13 protein-coding genes and 1 pseudogene are annotated in these 25,162 nt (G+C 69.9%); 3 read left to right on the top strand and 11 right to left on the bottom strand.

The features are described 5' to 3' along the window. The 9 genes from M2271_RS41350 to eccCa form a co-directional block, all read right to left on the bottom strand. Nucleotides 1-1,269: WXG100 family type VII secretion target (locus M2271_RS41350; RefSeq protein WP_280892626.1), on the bottom strand; the 1,269-nt coding region annotated here is incomplete at its 3' end. 333 nt (nt 1,270-1,602) lie between these two features. Continuing rightward, nucleotides 1,603-2,148, bottom strand: coding sequence for a hypothetical protein (locus tag M2271_RS41345; protein WP_280892625.1), 546 nt, complete (start codon nt 2,146-2,148; stop codon nt 1,603-1,605). Between the two features lie 46 nt (nt 2,149-2,194). Beyond that, on the bottom strand, nt 2,195-2,485 hold the full coding sequence (locus tag M2271_RS41340; protein ID WP_280892624.1) for a hypothetical protein: 291 nt from the start codon (nt 2,483-2,485) through the stop codon (nt 2,195-2,197). A gap of 80 nt (nt 2,486-2,565) precedes the next feature. After that, nucleotides 2,566-2,892 carry a WXG100 family type VII secretion target gene (locus M2271_RS41335; protein WP_280892623.1) on the bottom strand — a complete coding sequence of 109 codons (327 nt, stop codon included), beginning with the start codon at nt 2,890-2,892 and terminating at the stop codon, nt 2,566-2,568. A gap of 54 nt (nt 2,893-2,946) precedes the next feature. After that, complete coding sequence (locus M2271_RS41330) at nt 2,947-6,327, bottom strand: right-handed parallel beta-helix repeat-containing protein (protein WP_280892622.1); 3,381 nt, start codon at nt 6,325-6,327, stop codon at nt 2,947-2,949. Next, complete coding sequence (locus M2271_RS41325) at nt 6,324-9,461, bottom strand: hypothetical protein (RefSeq protein ID WP_280892621.1); 3,138 nt, start codon at nt 9,459-9,461, stop codon at nt 6,324-6,326. Before M2271_RS41325 ends, M2271_RS41330 begins: the two co-directional genes overlap by 4 nt. 1 nt (nt 9,462) lies before the next feature. After that, nucleotides 9,463-10,809 (bottom strand): type VII secretion protein EccB, encoded by a 1,347-nt coding sequence (gene eccB, locus M2271_RS41320; protein ID WP_280892620.1) that lies wholly within the window; start codon nt 10,807-10,809, stop codon nt 9,463-9,465. Between the two features lie 13 nt (nt 10,810-10,822). After that, on the bottom strand, nt 10,823-12,229 hold the full coding sequence (eccD, locus tag M2271_RS41315; protein ID WP_280892619.1) for a type VII secretion integral membrane protein EccD: 1,407 nt from the start codon (nt 12,227-12,229) through the stop codon (nt 10,823-10,825). Nucleotides 12,230-12,280: 51 nt separating this feature from the next. Next, a complete protein-coding gene (gene eccCa / locus M2271_RS41310) occupies nt 12,281-16,246 on the bottom strand; it encodes a type VII secretion protein EccCa (RefSeq protein ID WP_280892618.1) in 3,966 nt (1,321 codons plus the stop codon). 516 nt (nt 16,247-16,762) lie between these two features. Here eccCa and M2271_RS41305 point away from each other — a divergent pair. Beyond that, a pseudogene (locus M2271_RS41305) lies at nt 16,763-17,080 on the top strand (IS110 family transposase); the annotation flags it as partial. A 314-nt stretch (nt 17,081-17,394) separates the two neighbouring features. On the opposite strand, the gene M2271_RS41300 reads toward M2271_RS41305, so the two are convergent. Continuing rightward, a complete protein-coding gene (locus tag M2271_RS41300) occupies nt 17,395-20,244 on the bottom strand; it encodes a LuxR family transcriptional regulator (RefSeq protein WP_280892617.1) in 2,850 nt (949 codons plus the stop codon). A gap of 640 nt (nt 20,245-20,884) precedes the next feature. Here M2271_RS41300 and M2271_RS41295 point away from each other — a divergent pair. After that, nucleotides 20,885-21,022: a hypothetical protein gene (locus tag M2271_RS41295; RefSeq protein ID WP_280892616.1), complete on the top strand. Its 138-nt coding sequence runs from the start codon at nt 20,885-20,887 to the stop codon at nt 21,020-21,022. Between the two features lie 53 nt (nt 21,023-21,075). Further along, the gene (locus M2271_RS41290) at nt 21,076-23,901 is read left to right on the top strand and encodes a LuxR family transcriptional regulator (protein WP_280892615.1); all 2,826 of its coding nucleotides are present in this window, start codon (nt 21,076-21,078) and stop codon (nt 23,899-23,901) included. A gap of 365 nt (nt 23,902-24,266) precedes the next feature. Here the strand turns inward: M2271_RS41290 and M2271_RS41285 are convergent, their stop codons facing one another. After that, nucleotides 24,267-24,872, bottom strand: coding sequence for a response regulator transcription factor (locus M2271_RS41285; RefSeq protein ID WP_280892614.1), 606 nt, complete (start codon nt 24,870-24,872; stop codon nt 24,267-24,269). Nucleotides 24,873-25,162 lie beyond the last annotated feature (290 nt).

Below are 25,162 nucleotides of genomic sequence, written 5' to 3'. Positions count from 1 at the left end.
CGGCAGCATCTCCCCCTGATCCCTCACCCCAGCTTCCAGGCCACCCCTCGGCAGCATCTCCCCCTGATCCCTCACCCCAGCTTCCAGGCCACCCCTCGGCAGCATCTCCCCCTGATCCCTCACCCCAGCTTCCAGGCCACCCCGAGTGGCGGCGGAGTACTCACCATTCGGCACGTACTGTGTCGGAGCACCCGCAAACTGCCCCGGCGGACTGCTGTACTGCCCCTCAGCATCCGCATACTGCGCCGGCACACTGCCATCCGACGACACACCCACAAACGGCCCCAGCCGCCTGCCGTACCGAATCTCAGCATCCGCATACTGCGCAGGCACACTGCCGCTCTGCGACACACCCACAACCTGCCCCAGCGGACCGCCGTACTGCCCCTCAGCATCCGCATACTGGGCCGGCACACTGCCATCCTGCGACACACCCAACGGCCTCAGCGGACTGCCGTACTGCCCCTCAGCATCCGCGTACTGCGCCGGCACACTGCCATCCTGCGACACACCCGCAAACGGCTCCAGCGGACTGCTGTACTGCCCCTCAGCATCCGCATAGCTGTTCGCCGGCGCAGTCCCGGACTGTATCGGGGTAAGGCCATTCACCGATTCGCCCGAAGGGCTACTGGAGGTCGGGACGGAGGGCGCCTCCGGCTGGACGACGGCATCCTTGGTGAGCGTGTAGTGCTTCGCCAGCGCGACCAGCACCTGCCGCATATCGTCGGCCATCATCTGAGGGATCTTCCCGGCCTTGCTGACCATGACCAGCCCGTTGTCCATCTTGAGGCTGGGGTCCACCTTGATTGCCTGGTTGGCGTACCAGACATCAATGTCGCCGACCTTGGCTATGGCCTCCCGTAGATGCTGTGCGTTGTCCGCCAGTTGCTGCGGGACGTTGTGGTGACCGGTGGCGCCTCCGGAGAGCACGTTGGCCATGGCGGTCACCTGCTTGGCGAAGGACCCCATGGTGGCCGTGAATGCCTGCGCCGCCTGCCCCTGCCAGGGCCGCCCTTCACCCGCCAGCGCGTCGGACTGCTCGCTCAGGGACCTGGCGACGTCCTCCAGCACCTTCTGTGTGTAGTAGAAGGCGTTGCCGGCGTCCTGGAGGGTCTGCGGGTCGGACAGCGTCAGATCGTACTGAGCGTCCTCACCGTCGGCACCGCCGGTGATGGCACTCTTGATCTTTCTCCAGTCCCAATCGCTGTAGTCACCGGTAAGGTCGACGGGCCCATCGTCGTGGGTACCCTTCCGTTCCTTGTCAGCCATGCCCCTCGCGCTCCCGTCCGCCCCATTGTTCGTAAGGCGCGTCGCCCGCGCCACGGACGCTGCGCCGCAAACATCTGTGAAAAGCCTGTGGCCCCTCTTCGGGGCCTGTGCCGTTCGTTGTCCTGGTTCCAGTCCGTCATGCCCCGCCGTAGCCGACGATGTCTTCCATCGGTGTGCCTAACCGGCTGTCAGCTCACGCGTTGCGCGCCTGCGCACGGGAGCTCCTGACGTGCCACGGCCTGGTGGTTCGGTGACGCGTCACCGAACCACCACCAGTGCGACCACGTGAGCTTCGCATCTGCGGACCCGCACTGACCGTCGTGCTCGCCACGGTCAGAGAGGATCCTTCGCCACGGTGTTGATGTAGCCCTGGGCGTCTTTGATGAGCCCGGAGAGCTCTTTGCCCGCTTCCCTGTTGAGGTCTTCGAGCGACGAGTACTTGTTGGCCAGATCCCTTATGGCTCGGGCCGTCTTCATCAGCCCCTCCTGCAGGTGATGGAGTGCCAGGACGAAGCTGGGCTGCAAGCCGGCATCACCTTTGTCCCCCGTCACCGCTTTTTTGAGGTTCTGCGCCTCCGCGAAACTGTGGCCCCCGGGTGCCAGAGGTTTGAGGTTCACGACTCGCTGGTAGGCACCGTCGACCGCGTCGGCCAACGTGTCCAGGTTGTCGGCGAACGTCTTGAGCGACGAGGTGTCGACCGACGTCTTACTCCCGGCCGTGTCCGTCCCGTTGGCGGGAACTCCGGGGATTGTCGGCAGCCCGCCTGCGTCGAGCGCTCCCTGGCTGCTGTCGCTGTAGTCGCCGCCCGTGTACTGCTGCGGCTCGTACTTATGTTTTTCAGGCGGGGGGACAGTGCCATCGAGTGTGCCGTAGGTCATCGGTCAGCACCCCCTGGCGCCGTTCAGCGATGTCGTCGCCACGACGTCACTGGTTCCAGATGTTGACGCCGTAGCGCTCACCATTGGTGTAGGCACCGCTGATGTTTCCCAGTGCCATGCGGGCCTTGAGGGACTGCGCGTGCATCTCCGCCGCCGCCATGTCCCACTGGGTCTTGGCGGCGATGTACGCGTCGCGCACCCCGTCTTCCCACTGGGCGAGGTTCATCTTGGCGCCGTCGTCCAGGATCTCGAGTGCCTTGCTGATGTTCGACGAGATGGCTTCCATCTCGCCGCCGACGAACTCCATCTGCTCCAGGGATACCTCATACGTGGTCATGCTGGTTCCTTTCGTGCAAACGGTCTGCGGATGGTCGCCGGCGGACCGGCGTGACGCGGAAGGGGCCCGCAGGGGAGGGATCAGAAACCGGGGAGACCCGCGGACACCGCGTTCCGGATTTCGGTGGCCTGGTCGACGGTGTCGGTGTGGATGTTCACGTAGTTGCCGGTGCTCGCCTCGAGCTTCTCGGTGACGATCTGGAGCTGCTCCTGGACCTTCTTGCAGTTCTCCAGCCACTGTTGCAGGGCGTTACGGAAGCCCATGGCGGCGTCACCCCTCCAGCTGGCCGCCAGCGCGGCCTGCTGGTCGGACATGCTGCCGTACGCCTGGTTGGTGTCACCGAGGGCGTCGGCGAAGAAGGGCAGGGCCTTCTGCATTCCCTCAATATCTGCGGCCTTGGTCGCCATGACGAGTCCTTTCGGTCGGGATGAGTCGTCGTGCTGTCACACGAGACCCGGTTGTCAATCCTGGCGCGGTACCGCACCCGCGAGGAACGGTGCTTGCTCTGCCTTGCCTGCCGGTACAGGGACCTGTGCCTGCACGTCCCGTTGTGGTGCTCCGGGTGTCGCGGGCGCGCTCGGGGCACCCGGAGCACCCCGCAGACGCAGGTTCGGCGACTTGGCCCGTTCCACGATGCGGTCCGCGAAGCGGTGCGCGCCCCAGGCCCCTTCGGCGGGCGGGCGGCCGGCGAGTTGGGCGGTCAGGGCGGCGCGGGTGGCTTCGTCGACCTGGTATCCGCGCCCGGTGAGGCGGCGGCGGGCCAGTTCCGCGAACTCCTCGGCGGTGTAGCCCGGGAAGCGCAGATACTGCGCGAAGCAGCGGGCGAGCTCGTTGCGTTCCCGGAGCACCCGGCTGAGCTCGGAGTCCGCTCCGAACAGCACCACGGCGGTGTGCGGGGCCCGGGGGACGGCGCGCGCCACGGCGTCCCACACCGCACCGCGCTCGTGGCCGGGCCGAGCGACGAAAGCGGCGTCGAGTTCCACCTCGAGGACCCCGCCTTCCGCTTCGCCGAACAGCGTCGCGACACAGACATCGGCCTGGTCCGGCCAGCGGGCCGGGATCTGCGAGAGCGCGGCGCGGTGCACCGCTCCGTTCGCCAGCACACCGGTCTCCGCCAGACACTTCGCGTACAGCGCGGACACCGCGCGGCGCCCGCTTCCTCGGTCGCCGGCGAAGACGAGGTTGGTGGCCGGGGCCGGAATTTTGCCATCACGGCGCGATACCACCAGGTCGTTCGTGCGCTTCAGCAGCGCCGCACGGACGTCGCGCAGGCCGCACAGTCCGGCGAGGCGGCGCATGGCGGGCGGCGGCTCGGCGGGCGCCCGGGGGGCCGTGGGCTGAGGCCGGACCTGGGGCTGGGGCTGAGCGGCGGCTGGGGCCGGGGCGGCACCCTCGGGCTCCGGGAGAGGCCCCAGGTCCGATGCCTGCAGCCGGTTCAGCGCGGAGGCGTCGCGGGGCGGGTCGACCGCAAGCCGGGACGCCTGGTTGCTGATCATGGTCTCGAACACCGACCGGGCGACACGGCCGTTACCGAACGTCGGCCCCTTGGGGGTGTGCTCGAAGTACTGGGTGAGGGCTTCCAGGGCGGAGTCCTCAAGTCCGTAGTAGTGCTTGTCGCACAGGCCCTGCACAATGGTGACGAGTTCGGGGACCTCGTAGTTGGGGAACTCCACGGTGCGCGAGAATCGCGACGCCATGCCCGGGTTGGATTCCAGGAACTGGTCCATCTGCGCGGAGTATCCGGCCACGATGACGACGATCTCGTCGCGGTGGTCCTCCATGAGCTTCATCAGGGTCTCGACGGCCTCTTGGCCGAAGTCGGGGCCGCTGCCCTTGGACTGGTTAGTGAGCGTGTACGCCTCATCGATGAACAGGACGCCGCCGATGGCCTTTTCGAACACCTCGGCCGTCTTGATCGCTGTGCCGCCGATGATCTGGGCGACGAGCCCGGACCGGGCCACCTCGACGATGTGGCCCTTGGCGAGGATGCCGAGTTCCGCCAGGACGGCGCCGTAGAGCCGGGCCACGGTGGTCTTGCCGGTACCGGGCGGCCCGGCGAACACCAGGTGGCGGCTCATCGGCGGCATGGGCAGGCCGAGTTCCTGGCGCCGCTGGGTCATCTGGTTGAGATTGATCAGCCCGGTGACCTCGCGCTTGACGCTCTCCAGCCCCACCAACGCGTCAAGTTCGGCGAGCGGCCCGGTGGCGCCGGTGGCGCCGGGGGCCGAGCGGCGGTCACCGTCCGACTGCTTCGCGCCGGGCTTCCAGGTCCCGCCGAGCCCACCCGGCGCACCGGTGGGAGCCCGCTCCTCGTCCTCGCCGGCACGGAGCCGGTTGAGGCCGGTGCCCCCGTTGCCGACCACGTCGCAGCGCTCGATGTGGACCGGCTCCTCGGAGTTGCTGCGGATGCCGTCGCCCATGTTGTCGAAGACGGTGCAGTCAGTGAGGTCCGCACGGGCCGACGCCTGGACGTTGACACCGTGCCCCTTGGCATCGTGCACCCGGCAGCCACTCGCGGTGAGGGACCCGCCCCCGAGCACCCGCACCGCGTCACCGGCGGACCCCGACAGTTCGGTATCGCGCAGCACGACCTGACCGTCGGTCCCCACCAGAACACCGGTCTGCTCGATGACCGACGACTCCACCTCGGCCCGGGCGCCGCCGGACACCGCGATGCCCCAGTCGGCCCCCGTACGCAGCCGCACACCCTCGAACCGGGCGGTGGAGTTCTCGTTCAGCTCCACGCCGGTGCTCTGGCCGGCGTCGATGTCGCACTGCCGCAGGTCGATGCCGGCGGAGCCGGTCACGCGCAGCCCGGCCGAGCCGTCCCCGACCGACAACTCCTCGAACTGCGCTGTGGCGCCGCCGCTCACCTGCACCGCGGTCCGCGACGCGCCCTCGATGCGCAGCCACTTGAAGACCGCCTCACTGCCGTCGTCCACCACGACGGCCAGTGGGGCGTCGGTGATGTCGCAGTCCTCCAGGCGCGGCCGGGAGCCCCCGCTCACGTGGAGGCCGTTGCCTGCGGCGGAGGCCAGTGTGCAACCACGCAGCACGGGGCCCGCACCCGCGCCGACGTTCACGGACTGCCCGCCCGATCCGGTCAGGGTGCAGTCGGTGAGGGTGGTCAGACCGGTGCTCGTCAGGTAGGCGTCAAGGCTGCTGGATCCCGTGACGGTGACGCCCACCAGCTCCGCCTTGGCCTGCTGCTCCACGACGATGGCAGGCTTTACGCTGCCCGTGACGGTCGTGGCCTCGACGGTGATGCCGCCCTGGCCGTTGACACAGATGCCGTTGCCGCCAATGCGTTCCAGGGTGCAGCCCTGCAGCGTGAGCCGTCCGGCCTCGGCGACGACAATGGCGGAGGAGCCCAGATCCGCGACGGTGGTTCCGTCCACGGTGCTGGCGGTGGACGCGGTCACGACGATCCCGGCGCCACGCGGATTGGTCACCCGGCAGTCGCGGACCGCCAGCTGACCGGTCTGCCACGCGATCATCGCGGCCCAGGCCTCACCGGCCACGGTGCAGTTGTCGAGGGCGGCCTGGCCGCGGCGGACGTCGAAAACGGCGGCCTGCTCGTCGGTGCCGACGAGCGTGAGACCGGACAGCCGCACCGCCTCGGCGTCCACGATGACCGTGCTGCCCACCGGCGACTGGAGCCGTACGCTGCCCGGTTCGCCGTCCGCGCTGAGCGTGACCGCGCGGGTGAGGGTCAGCGACTCCTGGTAGGTGCCCGGCGCGATGGCGATCAGTGCGCCCTCGCCGGCCGCGGCCACCGCCTGGGAAACGGTGCGGTAAGCACCGGACTGGGTCGTGGAGACCTTCAGGACCTGCCGGTTCACGGCGTCGCCCCTTTCTCCGGCACGGGGGCCGTAGACATCGGCTGAGGCGGCGTGGCCGCTGGGTTCTGGAGCAGTCCGGGAGGAGCCCTGAAGGCGTCCGCGTGCTCCTCGGGGAGCGGGTCGCCGGCCTGACTGTCGGCGTCGTCCTCGGCCTGCTGCCAGAGGGTGTGGATCTGCTGGAGGCCCGCCAGCGCGATCTCGTCGAGCGGCACTCGCACGTCGTCGACGCGACCGTGCTCGTCGAACTCCGCGGCGGACATCTCGCGCAGCATGACGACCGGCCGGGCGCCGTCCACTGAGCTCAGCACCTTGAAGCCGGTGCCCGGCGCGAACAGCACCCGGTCCGGGATCTCCGGCACCAGCATCGAGGTACGGCGGGCGGTCAGCGACCAGACCAGCACGTCGGTATCGCCAGGCAGGCCCCGGCGGACCCCGGACAGTGCCGCGAGGAACGAGTGCTCCCTGAGGACCCTGCCCTCGCGGTACCAGGCGCGCTCGGCCGGACTGAGCGTGGCCCGCAGCATCGCGGGCCCCCGGTACGACGGCAGGCGGCGCAGCCCGCCGGCGGCGCAGCGCGCCAGTGGGACGTGCGGGCCCGCCGTGCCGGCCCGGATGGCGGCGTCGATCGCCGCCGTGGCCCCCGTCAGGTAGAGGCGGACGGCCGCCAGGTCGCTGAGGGCGTCGCTCGCGGAGTTGCGAGGGCCGGTGTGCAGGCCCGGGGACTCGGACAGCACACGCTGCGCGAAACCCGCGGCGGTGTCGAAGCGCTCGCCCAGGCTCCGCCGCAGCCAGCCGCGTTCCCGTTCGAGGCCCTTCTCCGGGGGCATCACGCTGGCGGCGGCCGTGGGCTCGGGCTGCGCCCGCGGCACGTCGCCATGAACCGGTTCGGGGCCGCCGGGGAGCGGCCCGGGAACGGCTGCCGGCTCAGGGCGCGGACCGCCGCCGGGCCCCGCCCCGGGCTCAGGTCCGGCTCCGGTACCGGGCCGGGGTCCGGTACCGGTTCCGGCGGGCGGCTGCGCCCCGGGCGCGACCGACTGCGGGGTGGACGCCTCCAGTCGGATGCGCGGAAAGCCCGGCATCGGCGCGGCGGGCTGCGGGTCGGTCCGTGCCGGTGGCGTGGGCGCGGACAAGTCCGGTTGTACGGGAACGTCCGGCACCGTCGGCGGAGGATCGGCCGACGGTGCCGGTACGGGAACAGCCGGATCGGCCGACGGTGCCGGTACGGGAACAGCCGGATCGGCCGACTCCGACAGTGGCGGGGGAGCCGTCGGAGCCGGGGGAACGGGGGCGGGCGGCGCGGGAGGCGGTGGCACCTGCGGGACGGCCCGAGCCGCGGGGACGGGCGGGGGCGCGGGAGGACCGGGAGCGGGCGGCGCGGGCGGCCGTGGCACCTGCGGCGCGTGGTCCCGAGCCGCCACGGTGGGGGCCGCGGGAAGGTCGGGGCCGGACACGGAGCGAGCCGTCGGCGGCGCGGCCGGTTGCCACTCCGGCCCACCGAAATCCTTCTGCGAGGTCAACGGCCCGGTCACTGGAGGAGCGGACGACTCCCACCTCGGCAGAGCTGGCCCCGGCCCGTGGGCGGGGGCGGCCGGGCCAGTCGGCCGGGCCTCCGGGTCGGGGCCCGGAAGCCCGGCCGACTGCGGCTCGTCCGTCCACATGCCCCGGTCTCCCGAGGACGGTGGCAGGGCGCCTTGCCCGGTCGCCGGATCCGCGAGGACGCGACCGCCGGCAGGCCCGGGCCCGGCGAGGGACGGTCCCTGGTCCACCGTCAGCTCCGGGGCGGCCGTGGGGAGCGGGTAGCCGTAGGGGAAGCGGCCCGCCTCGCTGGCGGGCACGATGCGGCTGCGCTCGCCGAACGACGGGTCGAGGCCGCGCAGCAACTCGTTCGCGGTGATCCGCATACGGTCGGCGGCCATCGGGTCGCTGTCCTCGTACAGGACGACCGGATACGCCGGGTCGGCGGGCGCGGAGCGTACGGCATGGCCGTCACGGGGCTCGACCGACGGCCGTACCCACAGACCGCTCTGCACGATCTCCAGGACCACATCGGCCGCGTACTGGTAGACGCCGGGCGCGACGGCGGAAATGGCGCCCACCGGAACCCGGGTGTTCAGCGGGACCGGCGGCACGGCCAGGCCACCGGAATGTGAACGCGGCGTGAAGCCGAACTCGTCGGCGTACGGCCGCCAGCCGAGGGTTCCGTTGCGCTGGAGGGTGCGCACCTCGGTGGCGTCGCCGTCCGCACCGGGTGCCGGGATGCCGGCGTAGACGGCGATCCGCTGTCCGAGCAGGTCGGCGAGGGTCTGTCCGAGCGGTGCCCCGGCGGGGACGGCGATCGGGCCGAAGGGGATGAATCGCACCAGGGGCCGGGCGCTGGTGGGCAGGGTGTTCCAGAAGGCGGAGATCTCCTCCAGCGGCAGGGCGGACGTCCCCGGGCTGCCGATCGCCACCGCGATCAGATCGGTATCGCCGACGAGGAGGTCGACCAGTTGCTGCCGGTGGGTGGTCGCGCCGGCGGCACCGTCCTCCCACGTTCCCCGGATCCACACGCCGCCGGGCAGCGGCTCGACCATGCCGCCCGCTCCGGTGGGCTGTATCCGGTCGGGTACCGAGAACTCCCACTGCGGCTTGGGGAAGCGCCGCGAGTCGGGATGTGACGAGGAGTTGGGCCGATAGCGCAGCCAGCCCAGGCCGTGGTCGGCGGGGACGAACAGCGCGCCGCCGGCCGCGGGCAGCACGGCTCCGTCGGGCGCGAGCACCAGGCGCCCGAGCCGGTCGGCGAGCCACTGCGCGGTGTGCTTGACGTCCTCCCGGGTGCCGCGCCCGAGGACGAGGCGGAAACTGTCGCCCCGGCGGTCCAGGGCCCGCGCGACGGTCTCCCACACGGCCTCCGCCGGGCTGGCGGGCAGGTCGAGGACGACCAGGGTGTGCTGGGGGTCGGCGGCCAGTCGCTCCGCGAAGCTCAGGGCACGGCTGTCGACGAAGCCGCGCGGGTGGAACAGCAGCGCGTTGCCGACGTCCCTGGACTCCAGTGGTGGCCCGCCGGTGCGCACGGCCGCGCTCGCCAGTGCGGTGGACAGCCGGTGCCCGAGCTCGGTTCGGGCGGCGGGGCGCTCTCCGGACCGGCGCGCCATCTCAGTTCCCTCCGCGGACGGCGCCGACGGCCTTGGCCGTGCTCAGGCTCGGGCCGGTGGGGATCCGGTCGAGGATGGCGAGCGGCAGGACCCGCGGCGTGACGCCGCTGTATCCGAGCGCGCCCGCGGCCTTGCCGACGAGCTGGTACTTCACGCCCTGATCGGTGATCAGATAGGGGTCGGGGGTGTTGTAGGCGCCCCTCTCCTTCGGCGGGGCGGCAAGGACCGCGTGCCCCGGCGGGACGAGGGTCCGGGAACCCGCGGCCGCCGCGCGGCCGGCCTCCCGCACCACCACCGTGGTGTCCGGCTCGGAGCCGTCATCGGCCCGCCGGAGGCACAGCGCCGAGCCGCCGTCGGTGGTGGCGTCGGTGCCGCTCAGCAGGTCGGGGAGGCGGTGCATGAGGGAGCTGTCGGACGACTCCTTGGCGGTGGCGATGTCGTTGGCGCTGACCTTCCGGGGCTGCTTCCCGCCCGGTGCGGCGGCGAGCAACGCGGACTCGGTGGCGGTGAGGGGGGCGAGGCCGTCCTGCCTGAGGACGTAGTAGTGACCCGCGCCGCTGACCTCCATGCGGTAGAGCTGGCCGACCTGTGCGCTGGCGCCCGCCACCGGTCCGGCGCCGGTGCCGGTGCCGGGGATGGCGGCCGGGGCGATGGTCTCGCCGGTGGGCAGAGCGGCGAGCCAGGCGGCGGTGGCCTTGACGGGAGGCTCGGTGTCCAGACCGAGCGCGATCAGCGAGGACCGGCCTTCGATGGCGTACTTGCGGTTCTGCCACAGCACGTACCGGGTGTCGCCCGGGCCCGAGACCAGGATCCGGCTGTCCTTCGCGGCGCGCCGGGCGGAGTCCGGGGCGAAGTCGAGGACCTGCCCGGCCGAACCGGGGTGCAGGCAGTCCGCCCACGAGCCGGTCAGCAGCGACGACGAGGGAGCGACGTCCTCGGGTGCGCCGAGGATGCCGAAGGGGCTGCCGCGGCGCACGTCCGCCAGCTTGTCTCGGGAGACGTTCTCCACCGACGGGCTGCCGCTGCTGCCGAGCGCCAGGAGTGTGGACGAGTAGTTCGCGGTGGGGTGCAGTGTGCCGCCCACGTAGAGGTAGCGGGTACCGGTTTCCTTCTCCACGACGAGGGCGCCGGCCTTCTTCCAGGCGTCGGGGTTCTCGACAGGTTTGATCAACCCGTAGACGAGGGCGGCGATGACCAGCAGGAGAGCGATCACGATGCCGAACATGGAGCCCAGGGCAGCCCGGCGCATGGGGATCTCGCCGCCTCCGGGGTCACCGGAGACCAGCGCGGTGGCCAGGCGGCCGGTGGCGAACTGGTAGGCGTGGAGATGGTCGCGTCGGTTTTGCACAGCTGTCGTCCCCTCAGCTGACCAGAGCGCGGAAGTAGGAGTAGACGTGCAGCAGTTGCAGCAGCAGCGGCAGCAGTGCCAGCGCGGTCAGCAGCTCCAGGATGTCCGCGGTGTGGCCCCACACCGGCAGCAGCCGCGTCCGCGGCAACCGCCACGCGCCGACCAGCAGCAGCACGGCCCCGATCAGCAGGCCGGACAACAGCGTGAACCGGGTGCCGCCCGAGGAGGCCGACGCCCACGACAGAACCACGGCGAGCAGGCCGAGCGTGCCGCAGAAGGTCATCGGGATGCGCTGCCAGGTCGCGTTCAGGTTCTTGGAACGCAGCAGTACCGCGCCGGCGAGGACCAGGCTGAGCGTCCAGGAGATCCAGCCGTCGACCCTGGCCAGCAGGATGAACGCGGCCGAGCAGAACAGCCCGGTGACGACGGAGAGGACCGTGAGAATGGCGTCGGCGGTGGCGGCGCGCCGGCTGACGAGGGACTCCGGCTGAGGATCGATGTCCTCCTGGAGTTCATCGGCGTTGCGCGGCAGCTGGGGGATGCGGAGACGGGCCAGCCGCAGGGAGATCCTCGGTGCCATGTGGCCGAAGAGGAAGAACACGACGGCCGTCGTGGTGGTGCCGCGGAGGGTATTCCAGTCGAACGCGCCGGCCAGCAATCCGGTGATCTCGACGAGGGCTCCGGTGAGCAGCGTTGTCCCGAACACCGCCAGCGGAAGCTGCCGGGTGGCGAGCAGGACGAGGGACATGGCGACTGCGCTGCCACCGCAGAGCATGACGTCGATCTGTGCGGGCGACTGCAGGCCCGCGGCGCCGTGCACGGCGGTCATTCCGGCCAGGGCGGCGAAGGCGCAGGCTCCCACGCCGGTGACCAGCAGGCTGCCGCGGTCCGCGGGCACCCGGCTGTCCAATGCGCAGGCGACGCCCAGGACGACGGCGCTGATGGCGTACAGGATGCATACGAACGGTCCGCTCGCGATGACGGCGACGCCCGAGGCGAGACCGGCCAGCACGAAGCCGGCGAGGGCCAGGAAGAGTTTGCGGGTCAGCTCGGGGCGCCACCGGTCGGAGTGGGAGCCGACCGCGGTGGAGACGCCGTCGGCGACGTCGTCGAACTCCAGCTCCGAGATCGGGTCGTCGGCGGGGCGCAGATAGAGGATGTCGCCGTGGTGCAGTCCGGCGCTCTGCGGGGTGGCGTCGAGATCCAGGGGCGTCTCGCCGAGGCGCTGCAACCCCCAGCTGCCGACCGCGCGGTCGGGATCGGTAGGGACGTGACGGAGCAGGACCGGCATCAGGGCGGAGACGGGTGTGGTCACGGGTACGGCGAGATCGGCGCGGCCGGCCGGTCCGGCGATGGTCAGCCGGCACACTTCCGTACTGACCGCCCGGGGGGTGCGGGAGGCGGGAACTGCGGTGGTCATATTGCTCCTGGAAGAGGGGGGCGACGGCGCCGTGGGGGTCCGGTGTGGCCGTCAGGTGCCGACGTGGCCGACCTGCATCAGCCGCACTCCACGCCGGGTGACGAGTTGCGCACGGCCGGGGGGCAGGGTGCGCGGCCGGGCCTCGCCGATGAACTTGCCCTCCTCCTTGGGATAGGAGTGCAGCAGGGCCGGGCTGCCCAGTTCCCACATGCGGCGCAGCACCGGGTCCATCATGGCGCGGGAGGCGCCGGAGGTGGAGCGGGACATCACGATGTGCAGACCGACGTTCACGGAGTGGGCCAGCAGCGGCGTCAGGGAGTTGAGCGGGGACCCGGTGCCCGGTCCTGTGCCGTAGAGGTCGTAGTCGTCGATCACGACGAACAGCCGAGGCCCGCTCCACCAGTCGCGCCGCGAAAGGCGTTCGGGGGCGATCTCGGGGCCGGGGACGCGTTTGCCGACCGACACCGCCGCGCTGCCGGCGAGCTGGGTAAGGCTGTCGCCGTCCACAGCGAAGCCCACGCGGTATTCCTCGGGAACGTCGCCCAGCAGGTCACGGCGGGTGTCGGCGAGGATGATGCGGGCTTCGTCCGGCGAGTAACGGCGGGTGATGGCGTTGATGGCCAGGCGCAGCACGTTGGTCTTGCCGGTCTCTTCGTCGCCGAACACCATCAGGTGAGGAGCGGTGTTGAAGTCGTGCCACACAGGGGCGAGCCGCTGCTCGTCCCAGCCGAGGCAGAAGCGCAGATCGCCCTCGGGTGCGGGGAGTTTGTCGAGGGGCAGCTTGGCTGGCAGCAGGCGCACTCCGGGAGCCGAGCGCCCCGTCCAGAAGGTGTCGATCTCGGCGACGGCGGACCTGGTGGCCGCGGTGAGGCTGTCGGTCTGCGACGAGCTGTCCAGCCGTGGCAGCGCGCACAGGAAGTGGTGCTTGGACTTGGTGAGCCCGCGGCCGGGCTGGTGGGGGATGGTCGCGGCGAGTTTCGATCCGAAGTCGGACTCGACGGTGTCGCCGAGCCGCAGTTCGAACTTGGTGCCGAACAGGTCGCGGGCCCGGGGCCGGATCTCGGACCAGCGCACCGCGGAGGCGATGACATGCAGTCCGAACGACAGGCCGCGAGCCGCGAGGTCCGTGATACGCGGTTCGAGTTCCTCGAAGTCCTGCTTGAGAGTGGACCAGTTGTCGATGACGAGGAACACGTCACCGTACGGGTCGTCGATCTCTCCGCTGTCGCGCAGCTGCCGGTAGGCCGTCATCGACTCCAGGCCCCGGTCTGTGAAGCGCTGTTCCCGGACCTCCAGCAGCTGGGTGAGCTCCTCGACGGTCCGCGTCACGCGGTCGCGTTCCAGACGGGTGGCGATGGAGCCGACGTGCGGCAGCCCGGATACGGACACCAGGCCGCCGCCCCCGAAGTCGAGGCAGTAGAACTGCACTTCCCGGGGGGTGTGGGTGAGCGCCAGGGAGAGCATCAAGGTACGCAGCATGGTGGACTTGCCGGTCTGCGGGGCGCCGGCGAGCGCCACGTGCCCATCGGCGCCGGACAGGTCGGCGACCAGCAGTTCCCGCAGCTGTTCGAAGGGCCGGTCCACCATGCCGAGCGGCACCCGCAGCGCTCCGAGTGCCGGATACTCGCTCGCGCTCATGCCGCGCTGCGGGTCCGGGATGATGCCGGGCAGCAGCTGGTCGAGGCTCGGCGAGCGGTCCAACGGCGGCAGCCACACCTGGCGGGCCGGGGGGCCGGCCCCTTCCAGCCGGTCCACCAGGACTTCCAGCAGGCTTTCCTCCTCGGCTGAGGCTGGCTCGGGAAGCGGGTCGGTCTGCTCCCCGAGGGGCTCCTCGGCCGCCTCCAGTTCGTTCCTGGACTCCAGTGCGCGCTGCTTCATGCCGAAGGCGACGACGTTCTCGTCGCCCTGCGCGAGCTCGGCGGGCCTGGTCGCGGTGGCCGGGACCGGGCAGGCGCCTGAGACGTAGGCGGCCTTGAAGCGGACCAGATTGGTGGTGTCAGGCTTCAGGTAGCCGTTGCCCGGCGCGGACGGCAGCTCGTAGGCGCTGGACACCCCGATGACGCTGCGGGACTCCATCGAGGAGAACGTCCGCAGGGCGAGCCGGTACGACAAGTGGCCCTCGACACGGTGGATGCGGCCTTCGTCCAGGCGCTGGGAGGCGAGCAGCAGGTGCACCCCCAGTGATCGGCCGAGGCGGCCGATGCTGACGAACAGCTCGACGAACTCGGGTTTGTTCGCCAGCAGTTCGGAGAACTCGTCGACGACGATCACCAGCGACGGCAGCGGGGTCAGCGGGGCGCCGCCGAGCCTGGCCTTCTCGTAGTCGTACAGGGACGAGTGGCCGCTCTCCCGCAGCAGCTCCTGACGGCGGATCATCTCGCCGTTCAGGGAGTCCCGCATGCGGTCGACCAGGTGCAGTTCGTCCGCCAGGTTGGTGATCACCGCAGAGGTGTGCGGGAGGCGGTCCATGTTCAGGAAGGTGGCCCCGCCCTTGAAGTCCACCAGCACAAAGTTCAGCACGTCCGAGGAGTGTGTCGCCGCCAGCCCCATGACCAGTGTTCGCACCAGCTCGCTCTTGCCGGAACCGGTCGCGCCGATCAGCAGTCCGTGCGGGCCCATGCCGGCCTGCGCGGACTCCTTCAGGTCCAGCTCCAGCACCTGGTTGTCCTCGGTGATACCGATGGGTACCTTCAGGCGGGAACTCTGGGTGGTGCGGGTCCGCCACAGGGAGGCGACGTCGAAGGAGCGCGGGTTGCGGATGCCGAGCAGGGAGCCGAGGTCGAAATCGGTCTCCAGTGGCTGCTCGACGAAGTCGACGCCCCCGCCGGTGCGCATCGGGGCCAGGATCCGCGCCAGGTCCTCGGCGGCCGAGGACGTCAGCGTGTCGGCCTGGGCTGTGACGGTGATGTCGCCGGCCGCGTATTCCACCTCACCGTCCCGCACGGTCAGCCGCAGTACCTCCGGGCCGCCCGTCATCGCGCCGGTGGCGTCCAGCATCACCACGTTGCGCAGGCCGGCGCCGAGCAGCCGGGAGGTCTCCGGGACACGCACCCGGTAGGCCAGCACAACGACGAACGGTTCCGCGCCACTCGGCGAAGCGTCGGGCTCGTGGTCGGCACGTTCGGTCAACTCGGTGCCGAGCAGGTCCAGCAGCACGTCGTGGTCGTCCGCCACCAGCCGCAGCGGCCCGGCGGCGTCCTCCTCGAACGGATGGGCGTTGTGCGGCAGCCACTTCAGCCAGTCCCACTCGGTGCGGCCGACGGCGTCGGTGAGCAGGGCGATACGCAGCTCATCCGGGGAGTGCGCCACCGCCAACTGAGCGATCATGGCGCGCAGCAGGCCCAGCGCCGCGGGACCGTCGCCGGCGAACTCCACGCTGGTGAACCTGCGCAGCGGCATCGGCACCGGCAGGTGCGCCACCCTCTGGTAGGCCGTGGTGAAACGCCGCAGCGAAACGGCCGACAACGGATCGAGGTCCTCCACCGGCTTCGTCTCCGGCGGTACGAGGACCAGGTTGGCGCGGCGCACGCCCAGTCCGATGCGGACCGCCGCGAAGTCGTCGTGGCTCGGCCGACGCTCCCACAGCCGCGGCCCGGCCGCCATCGCCCACAGATCCTCGGGGCGCGGGTTGTTCCAGTATGCGGCCGCCCGCTGCTCGGCCGCCGCCCGCCGGGCCTGCTTGCGCAGTTGCGCCAGATAGCGCAGGTAGTCCCGGCGTTCGGAACGCATCTTGCGTTTCCGCTCGGCGCCTCGCCTGCCGAGCTGGCCGAGCCCCATGCTCATCATGGCGACGCCCATCATCCCCGACATCATGTAGGTGGACGGTGTGCGGGAACCCACGGTGAACATCATGACCATGGCGCCGACGCCCAGCGCCATGGGCAGGTACACCAGCACGGAGGAGAAGTCCGCCGTAGGGGGCTCACCAAGGACCGGAGGCTCGGCCAGTTCGATCTGGGCCTCGTGAGCCTCGGGGCCGGACACACGAGGCGCGCGCTTCACGACCACAGTGCTCATCGGGTTTGTCTCCTGCGTGCTTGGGTACTACAACGCGCTGCGGCCGCGCCATTGCATCGCACCGTCCGCACGAGTGCCCCATGACCGCAGTAGAACTGCCAGCCAAGCCTAGGAACCGGCACGGACCGCGACAGGTCCGGCGGCGGGAACGTTGTCCGTGAGGACAGCGGATACTGCCTGCCAGTTCAACGCGCCCGCCGTCAGACCCCGGCTGGCCCAACCGCCGGCCTGTCCCCGCTGCCCTCGCACGGCCCGGCATCCGACGTCAGACCGAGTCCGGAGGGATTTGGCTATTTCGGGGCAGAATTATTTGTCCGTTGGGACAAAGACGGCCGGAAGTGCTGTGGGAATATGGTCCCCCCTGTAGGAATGGAACCCCAGCTTCCCCTGGTGGAAACCTCCCGAGTTGCTCGGCCCGTGATAGACGGTCCTACGGCTGGCGGTAAGACGACACCTGCCAACGTATTTTCGCGCACCTGGACCGCTCTGAATTCAGCCGATGAGCTCCGAGCAGCCGACGCCCGCCGCCTGAAGGCACACGCCGGCTCCTCGCCCATCACCAGGGCCTCCGGCAAGAAGTCGTCCATCACACGGCGGTGGGTGAAGAACGACCGGCTCAACCACGCCGGCTACCTCTGGGCCTTCGCCTCACTCCGGGCATCCGCCGGAGCCAACGCCCACTACCGGCGACGACGCGAGCACGGCGACTGGCACGCCGCCGCCCAGCGCAACCTCTTCAACCGCATGATCGGCCAGCTCTACCACTGCCTACAACACCGCCAGCTGTTCGACGAACACACCGCGTTCCCCACCGAACTCGCCGCCGCAGCTTGACTCGTTGGCATCGTGAGGTGTCTGCCTTCATGCGCGTACCGCCGGAAGATCACCCGACCAGGAACTCCGTTCGATCCACACGTTCCAAGATCGGTTGAGATACGGCTTCTCAAGCCGCTCCACTGAGCTTGGTCATGGTCCCCGACCCCGACCACCCCACCTCCCCCGCACCAGGCCCGGACGCGGAGGCAACAGGCGGGCCGCACAGCCCCGGAACGCCCAACTCGGCGCCCGGAACAGGAGACTCCGATACCAACCCGCCTCGGCATCCCCCGTTGCGCGGGAGGTGACAGCGCGTCCTACCATCAGAACCGTCAGCGCACCACCGCGGGCCTGTCCCGGCTGACCCGGTGGGAACCGGTATCCGGTACCAGACCAAGTCCGGCCAGACTGCCGTCCAGCCACGCCGCGGTGAGTTCCGCCCGGGAACGGCAACCGGTCCGCTGAAACAGCCGCGTCAGTCGCTGTTCCACAGTCTTCTCGCTGCACACCAGTCCCGCCGCGATCTGCCGGTTGGTGGATCCCTCACTCACCAACTCGATCAGCCGTACATCATGCTCGCTCAGCTCTTCCGAGACCGCACGGTTCCTGGGCAGAGACAAGTTTCGCTGTCGTGCCACCCGGCGGAGCCCGATGGGCCGCCTGGCACCCAGCGAATACAGGATCCGCGTCGCCTCGGCCAGCCATGGCTGGGGATCATCGCTGACCTCCGCCAGGAACTGGCAGCAGTGCGCCGTGAGAAACGCGTCGCCTCGCTGCTGCACCAAACGGTAGGCGGACAACACGCTGTCCACGTCGCGGTACACCAGACCACGTCCGAGGAGTACCGCCTCGTGCGTGGTGGAGGAGGCCATCTGCTCGTGCAGTGCTTCCAATTCCTCCAGTGCCTGTCGCATCGCCTCTGGGCTGTCCTCCGCCATCCCGTCCCACATGATCCCCAGAGTTAGCCACTCGACGCCCGCGAGCAGTCCGCGCTCACGCGCCTCCCGCAGGTCACGCCAGGCCTCTGCCACCGCCTGTTCCCGATCTCCCGAGAAACAGCGGCTCTTCAATCGCACCCGGGCTACCAGCGGATGGGTGACGGATCTGGGGATCAGTTCCAGCCACTTGAGGGCACGAGCGAACTCCCCTCGCTGCAAGTGGATCTCGGCTGCCAGCGCCCGGGCCAGTTGTCCGACGCCTGCCGTGCTGCCGGACCGGCCCCGCGCTTCGACCTGGCGCGCAGCCGACAGGGCGCTGTCACAGTTCCCCGCCAGATAGTCGCGCACCATGGCGTGATACTGGACAGCGGTGCTGTTTCCCGCCCCGACGTATCGCTCACCGAGGACGGCCTCCAAGGCCCCCGCCAGATCCCCGAACCCGGCTGCGTTCCGCAGCCTGTCCAGCGCCACCTCGCCCAGTGCGTCCCTGGGCAGGCCCCGGCGTGCGCGCTCGAACTCGGCGTTGCTGCCCACGGCTGCCGCGATCAGTCTCACTTCAACCGGTGTGGGCACCAGCTCGGAGCCGGACTCGTCTCCGGGAGCCGGAACATGGTCGGCGGCAGGCCTCGACCGCGGTGGCTTCATTACCGTCGGACCGATCCCGTACAGGCCACCGAGGGCCAAGAGTTCCGCGGCGTCGGGCGCTCGCTCCAGCGCCGTGCGGTACCGGGGGTCTGCACCCTCGTGCTGGGTCCGGTGTTCGTGCAGTGCGGACAGAGCCCAAGCCCGGGTGACCCATCCCAAACCGCCCCGTTTCTCACCGTGCGGCACGTTGAGGCAGGCGAGCAGCGGTTCACCGAGCTCGAGTACGGCGCTGTGGTCGGCATACCGCAAGCTCACTCCGGCGGATTCGCGCAGCAGGTCCGGCATCCTGCTGTCGTCCCACCGCAGGCGTCGCAGCGCCGTGCGGTACCCACGGGCCGCCCAGGGCCAGTCCGCCTGCCTCCTGCGGACTGCAGCCCGCAGCAGCGGCACCGTGAGCGCGTCGTCCAACATCGAACCCGCCGCAACAGCGTGCTCGGCCAGCCGTGGCTGACCGGCGCCCGCGGCGGCCGCACCCAGCCGATCGGTCACCGACGTCACGATCCGGGCGTGCAGCGACCGCACGTCGTCGGGTGCGTGCAGCGACCGCAGCGCCGCCGCGAACGCCGGTACGGCGAACGCTATCCGGCCACCATCGTCGACCGTGAGCACTCTGCCTTTCACCAGATGGTCCAGCGTGCGAACAACGGTTTCGAGCTGGCCACCCTGCGGCTTGAGGCGGTGCAGGTCATCAAGGCTCAGTTCGGCGCCGGCAACCATGCGGGCGAGCAAGGCCGCCGTCCCTAGCACGTCAGCATCTGATAACGCCTCCGGCCCGCCGATCCCCAACTCCATGGTGTCCGCGGTGAGCCGCAGCTCTCCTTCCGGCTCAGCCAGGCACACCTCACCATTGATTTCGAGCAGGCCTCCGCTCTCCTCCAGGCAGGCAAGCACGGACAGCACGGCCGCAGGCCTTCCCGCCAATGGGCCCAGTGAACGCAGCACCGCAGTCGCCAGGGACGGTTCGACCGGGCGGCCGAGCCGCTGCGCGATGAGCGCGCCGATGTCGACCGGCGGCAGCGGTGGCAGTTCGAGCATCCGGTCGACCGCCGCTGGCAGCTGCGTACCGTCGGCGGGCCCCGGACCCATCGGCCGGCTGGCCATCACCACCGGCACACCCGCCGGGCGGAAAGCGCGCAGCAGCAGCCCCAGGGCGGAAGCCGTCTGCGCCGGCATCCGCTGGACATCGTCGAGGACCAGGGCGAAGGGCACGTAATGGGCCGCGTCCGCCAGCACCTCACCCAAGGTGGACAGCAGGGGCACCTGGCTGCCGCGGCCGGTAGTCCGCAACTGCACGCGGCGTACCGCGGTGACACGCGCCGGGAGCCGGCCGTCATGGATCTTGGCAAGCACGCCGCAGACAGCGTCGGCGAGGGCAGCCGAGCCGGCCGTGCCCTCGGCGCCTTCCCACCCAAGCCGGAGGACCTTCGCGCCCTCCACGACCGCCACCCGCCGCGCCTGTTCGAGCACCGCGGTCTTGCCACATCCGGCCCCGCCGGTGATCAGCAGGGAGCGCGCCGCGGTCCCGCTGGAACGTAACACCTCAACCACTTCACCGACTTCGTCGTCCCTACCGATGAGAGGTGCACTGTGCTGCAGCACGACGACTCCTCGCCTGTCCTCGGCGTCACATCGAACGCCATTGAGCGTAGTCCGCGACGGGAGGCTTTGATCACGCGAGGGATTGAAGGCTCCTCAAGCCGAACTGCATGCACGTCTCGGGGTTGAGGAACATCGGTCGGGCGGTGCGGCGAGGAGCAGCACGGAAAGGCAGCCAGGCGTTCCTGTTCGTACCAGCCGTGAGTGTTTTGGTCAGGGCATGGCGCAGGACGCGGTCAGATGGGTCCTGATGACCATTCGTGAAAACGGCCGGGCCCGCTCTTCGTTCCTCAGGCGGTTGCTGTCGGTAACGAAGGCCGGGGACGTCCGCTCGTGGAATGTTCGGGCCGTGCCGACCAGTCAAGGGCGCCTTCGGCGGCGCTTCGCGCTGGGCTTCGCCCACCCTGGGCACCTCGACCCGCCCGGCCGGCTATCGGCCGGCCCCTCTACTGTGACGCCCGACCGCAGGTCAGCCGCCCTGTGGGTGGGGAATCAAGCCGAGCAGGTCTGGGGTCACCCACGAGTACGGGGTGGCCGTTTTCAGAGAGCCCCATTAGTCACACTGGAGGGGCGCATGAGACCGCATGGACCAACGGTTGCGTCCTTGGAAATGGTGTACGGGTTCGACCTGAGAGTGCGTTCAATGCCAGGTGAACAAGGTCGGCTCGGCCAATGCTTTGTCCACCAGGGCGGGCAGGCCGAGCGCCTGCCCGCCCTGCTGATGGACGGCGTCACCCGCCCGGGCGGATGGCGCAGGACCGCGGAACGGGCCGCGCGGTGATCCCGGCGCGCTCGGCCGCGACTTCACCTGGTTCTGAAGGGCTCAGGCACAGCTTGTCAGACGAGATCGACGGCTGCCTCCGCGATCCGGACGGACCGCGCATCGTCCTCGTTCGAGGGGAACGAGGTGTCGGGCGCAGCGCCTTCGTACGCGCCGCCGCCGAGCGGCTGCGCGCGGCAGGGATCGCGCCCCTGCCATTGCCCTGCGTACCCGGCGACGGCAAACACGCCCTGCTGCTGGCGCTGCGCATCGTCATGGCTCTGGAGAAGCCTCAGTCCACTATGGCGGGGCCTCGGCCGGCCGGTGCCCCAGCCCTTGATGTGCTGTCAGCCGTCGAACGGGGCGACCGGACAGCCATGGCCGAAGCACTCACTGCCGCCCTGGCACACTCGGCTCCTGTCACCGTGGTGGTCGATGACGCCCAGCATGCCGACGCCGATTCCCTCACCCTGCTCAACGAGGTTGCCTTCGGGCAGATCTCGCCCGACGTCCGGCTGATAGTCACATCGGTCCAGCACGCTGCGGCAGGCGAGGGCCACCGTCACCGACACACTTCGGACACCGGGCGCGCCGTAGAACGCCTGGCTCGCGGCCGGGCGGCGCACACAATCGTTCTGCCGCGGCTCGAACTCGAAGGCGTCACCGCCATGGTGGCACGGCGTTTGCAGGCGGCGCCCAGCGCCGATCTGGTACAGCGGGTCCACCAACTCAGCCGTGGGATTCCCGGAGCGGTCGACGTCCTGCTCACCGAGTGGGCGGGGCAGGGCGCGATACGAATAATCGACAGGCATGCCTTGCTGGCCCGCGGGACGCCGGTGCCACTACTGCCGGACGGTGACAGGTACCTCGCGGCGCTGCATGCCCTGGGCGAGCCCTGCCGCACGGTGGCCGCGGCGCTGAGCGTCCTGTGGCCGCTCGGCCGAACGGCCGCGGCACTGGTCGCGGCGTCGACCAGTCTGTCCGCCGATGCCGTCGCCGACGGCATCCGCAGCCTGGTCGACGAGGGCATCGTGGACGAACTGGCCGGGCAGGACGGCGCCACACCCCGGGGCTGGACGTTCCGCGTACCGCTGATGGCACACACCGTCCAGGAACAGCTGGGGCCGCTGGAGCGCAGCCGCCTGTCCGCCGCCGCGGTGGAAGCGCTGTGGGCGGCCGGGGCACCGGCGGACGCCGGGGCAACGCAGGACGGGCCGATGGCGGCAATCCTCGATGAGGCGGACGCCCAGACCTATCTTCCGAACCGGATCGTCGACGCGGGCATCCTGGTCGACCGCGAACGTGCGGTGGCGGAACTGCCAGCCGCCGCAGGACCGCTCTACCCCGACCCTGAACGCCGGGGGACGGTGCGGTGGCTGCAGGGAGCCGCTCGTCTCATCGATCAGCCGACCGCCCGTGACCTGGCGGTGCTTCGGTGCGGCCAAGCCGCTTACGGCTGCGGTGACTACCCGACGGCTCGCAGCTCAGTCGAGTCGATACTGCACGGCTCAGCCGAAGGCCTCGATCTCGAGACGCTGCACGACCTCGCCACCCTGCTGGTGGCAACGGTAGCGGCCGAGCAGGACTGGCCGGCGCTGTCCCGGATGAGCACTGCAGGCTGGTGGCACGGACGGCCGCTGCCCGCCCCGGCCATCCTGGCAGGCCGGGTCCAGGCACTGATCCATCTGGAGAAGTGGCAGGAGGCACTGGCCCTGCTCTCGCGGAACGAGCCCAGGTGGCGGACTGACGTGGTCAGCGGCCCGTTGATGGAGGTGTACCGCATTTGCACGGAGTACGTGCTCGGCCAGCCGGATCGGCTCGCGCTCGCGGTGGCCAAGCGGGATGCACCAGACCTCCCTCGCCACAAGGTGTTCGCGGTGGCCACCGCCGAATTCGACTTTCTGATCGGCGTCGGCGACCTCAACCGTGCAAGGGACCTCCTGTCCGCCAGGGGTGTGCAACCCGAAACGCTGTATCCGCGCAGCGTGTTCCTGTGGCTGCACCTTCAAGGTCGGTGGGACGAGGCGCTCGTGGTCGCACGTTGGATATTGGGGAACGACGAGGCGCGGACCGTGGCCCCGGGGCACCATCTGGTCCCCGCGCGGATGGCGGCAGTCCTCCTCGCGCGGGGTAGCATCACCAGCGTCGGCCGCCTGCTCAGCAGCGTGCGCGGACAGGTGAACGGGCCGCTCGAGCACGTCCTCGATCACGTCGACGCTGAAGTACTGCGGGCCCTCGGAGATCTCGGCGGGGCCAAGAAGATACTGCGACGTGGCCTCAGCGCGGCAGACGAGCGCGGCTCCGTCTACGGCACCGATGAGCTGTGGGCCTCCCTTGCCGAGGTGTACGCGGAAGAGGGACACACCGATGAGGCGGTGAACTGCCTCCGACGCCTTGAACAACTCGCCAAGCAAATGAACAGCGGCCGATCGCGGCTGCTGTACCTGCTGACGTCCGTCCGGGTCCTCCAGCCGGGCCCAACAGACACCCGCGACCGCCTGCTCGAAGCGGTCGACCTGGCCCGCTCACGCAACCAGCCGTTCGAAACGGCGGTAACACTTTCGGCCGCCGCGCGCACGAACGCGGCACCGGCGACGCTCCTGCACGAGGCGTACGAACTGTTCGGCGAGATGGGGGCCGCGCTCTGGCGTTTCCATACCAGGGCCGCGATGCGCGAAGCCGGCCTCATCGTACCCGGCCGCAAGCAGGCCACCGCAGAGAGCGAACATCTGCTGGCCACCTTGATCTCCGAGGGGCTCACCAACCGCCAGATCGCCACCGTACTGCAGCTCAGCGAGGACGCAGTCGCCAACCGCCTGTCCCGGCTGTTCACGCGCACCGGCCTGAGGTCCCGCACAGAGCTCGTGACCGCCGTACTCACCGGCAGTCCGCTTAATTGACCTCGCGCTTTCGCGAGTGGGCCTGTCCTGGTCTTGATCAGACCGGCCGGGGCGCACGTCCATCCGCCGCAGGGCGACGTGAACGCGTCGGCAGCCATACATCTCGTGCGGGTCGGCGAAGACCTCACGGACAGGGCGCCCGGAGTTCCCTCGTTCACCCAAATTCCACGTACGCCCTCGGCGGTCGGCCGGGACTCCACGACCACCGTCCTGCCCGCCTCGTCCCTGAACTCGAGACTGGGCTTCTTACGCTTCAGCGCCAAGCGCTCTCTCCGCCGTTCCGGAATTCGATCCTACCGGGACCGCTGTCCGAGAACATCGGGGCGCTTCACTCAGGCGACCAGAGCCCCAGCGAGGAGGATCGGTCAGATAATACCGGCGCGTATGGCGTAGGAGACGGCATGGGCTCGGTTGCGCAACCGCAAGCGCTTCATCAGACCGTACAGCGTGTACTTGACGGTACGTTCGGAGTAGGAGAGCTTGGCTGCAATCTCGGAAAGCTCTTTGCCTTCTGCGACAAGTCGCAGCACGTCCACTTCACGGGGGCTCACTCCGGACGCCGTGAGGCCTCGCGGAGCCAGGACTTCTCGGTTGGTCCACTGGACCTGTGACATGAGAGCGCCTTGAAGGGTGGGCGGAAGGCTCCCGCCCCCACCTGCGACGGTGAGCAGAGTTCGGATGAAGACGGCTGGGGTGAAGGCGTCGCGCCACAGCACGGCGCGGACCCCGCAGTCGATCGCTGCTGAGATGTCAGACCGCCAGTACTTTGCCACCACCAAAAAACTCGGAGTGGGGGCGTTGCTCAAGCCACGCAGACCTTCCAGGGCGGAAGCGTCGACGACGTCTACGACCACAACGATGACATCGGCATCCTGGATCTTGGCCGGCAAGACTTCGCGGATGCTGCGATCGCGTCCGAGGAAGCTGACCAGTCCGGCTCGGATGATGTCGTCGGGTGCGTGAACTGCCACATGCACAGTGTCAGTGAGTAGGCGCTCAGGCATTCGCCCTCTCCTGTCCAGGACCTCAGTCGCTCATGAGGTTGCGATGGCCGATGGTGCCACGGGCGTTCGAGCTCCCCGGTCGCGATCGGACCTTCGTTCGTTAACGGCGGGGAAATCTGGCACGAGCGCTCCGAGCGGCTTCGAGAAGCGATCGCCTGCGCGGGTGTGTCAACTTAACGGCTGATCTTGGTTGTTGAGTGGTCAGTTGTTGGTCGGGGTCAGGCGGCCCTCGAAGGCGATCTGGAAGGCGTTCAAGG

This window comes from Streptomyces sp. LBL (assembly GCF_029893585.1).
Classification (GTDB): Bacteria; Actinomycetota; Actinomycetes; order Streptomycetales; family Streptomycetaceae; genus Streptomyces.
This window is presented reverse-complemented; position numbering and strand designations above follow the sequence as displayed.